Annotated in this window: 2 protein-coding genes and 1 pseudogene; 1 reads left to right on the top strand and 2 read right to left on the bottom strand. The window is 50.5% G+C overall.

The window, feature by feature from the left end; translation table 11 throughout:
• On the top strand, positions 1-589 hold a 589-nt coding region (locus tag AC1D1X_RS23400; protein WP_477699355.1), incomplete at its 5' end, for a hypothetical protein.
• A gap of 179 nt (positions 590-768) precedes the next feature.
• Here the strand turns inward: AC1D1X_RS23400 and AC1D1X_RS23395 are convergent.
• Both AC1D1X_RS23395 and AC1D1X_RS23390 read right to left on the bottom strand, forming a co-directional pair.
• A complete protein-coding gene (locus AC1D1X_RS23395; protein ID WP_477670771.1) occupies positions 769-1,143 on the bottom strand; it encodes a hypothetical protein in 375 nt (124 codons plus the stop codon).
• 13 nt (positions 1,144-1,156) lie between these two features.
• Positions 1,157-1,365, bottom strand: a pseudogene (locus AC1D1X_RS23390) (type II secretion system protein); the annotation flags it as partial.

Below are 1,365 nucleotides of genomic sequence, written 5' to 3'. Positions count from 1 at the left end.
CATTCTGCTCACTTTAGCGCAGCAGATATTTTTTCCTGTAATTTCCTTCAAGCGAACGGAGTTACTTGGCGCCAAACTCGGGGCGTCGAAGCAGCAAGTAATGAGAATACTTGGCGACAGCGGTGTAGATGATGTTCTACCCGAACTGGTGGGATATCCAGTTATTACCAGGAAGAACATTGCTCAGCTTCAGGACCTCGATGCCGCCCCGGGAATATGCGTAAGTGACTATAAAAACAGTAAAAGCGCGAAATTCAATTTCGATTCAAACAATGGTCCCGTGGGTTTGGTGCACGCATCAGTGAAGGAATTTGCAGCGCTATCCCCGATCAAGACTCGATCCGAGTTGCTGGAGAAGTTACGCGAGCTATTAAGCGATGAGGCAGGGGTTGAAGTATTTGCCTGCATTGCAAGCTCAAGATGGGTTCGACTGAAGAGCGGAATCACCGACAAAGACACAGCCTTGCTACTGAATTACGATGCCTGGACGATAAATGTTCCTGGAGGCTATTCGACCGCGCAACTCCAATTCGCTGATGGCCGGCTATCAGAAATAAATTACCGGTGGCGCCTCTTTGAGTCTTTATAGCTGCGACTATTTGAAACAGGGTTGTGGATCCGTGTGTTGATCCGCTTTTTTCATCGAGCACTGAGCCAATGGTGACTCCTTTGGCGTAGGACTGGCGATCCGCATTTCCGGATTTTGATGGGGTCAAGCGACTGCAAAAAAAGGCAGGTCACATCGACGCGAAACTTAACACCCTCACGTTAAATTCGCGTGAACTCTGTATACCGTCTAGCTATTTCCTCGTTCTCTTTCGTCAATATGTGCTTAATTGTTTCGTCATCAACGACGTTGGAATTGAACAGAGCATATGAAAACGCCCCTCGCAGGCCACCTGCGTCGGTTGCTCTGCATGACAACTCAATCTCGTTGAGACGCCCAGGCATTAGCAGTTTGAACAGCGCATCAAAATCCTCTTGCCGCGCCGCCTCCATGCCTAATGGAACCATGCTGCAACCCGCCTCGTGATCTTGCTCTGTGATGTAGCCGCGTGTGGAAAGTACTTCGACGAAGCGTTCAAAATTGAGGTCCCCTCTACGCACGAAAGCGATCAACGATAGACTTGGTGCGAAGCTCATGCGGTAGTCCCCCTTAATTCACCGAAGCCACAAACACCCACTCCGCATAAGTCTCCTTGTCCTGAAAATCCCGGTACTGAATCGGGAACTCTCTTTTCTTGAAGACGCTCTGCGTGGAGCGACTGTGCACCCCCAAGATGCCGTCCGCACCTTGAACAATCACCCAGTCGACTTCGCCCGTCATGGGGTCTGGATACAGGCGACGCAGGTGACGCACAGGCG

Source organism: Polaromonas sp. P1_G4, from assembly GCF_056405475.1.
This window is presented reverse-complemented; position numbering and strand designations above follow the sequence as displayed.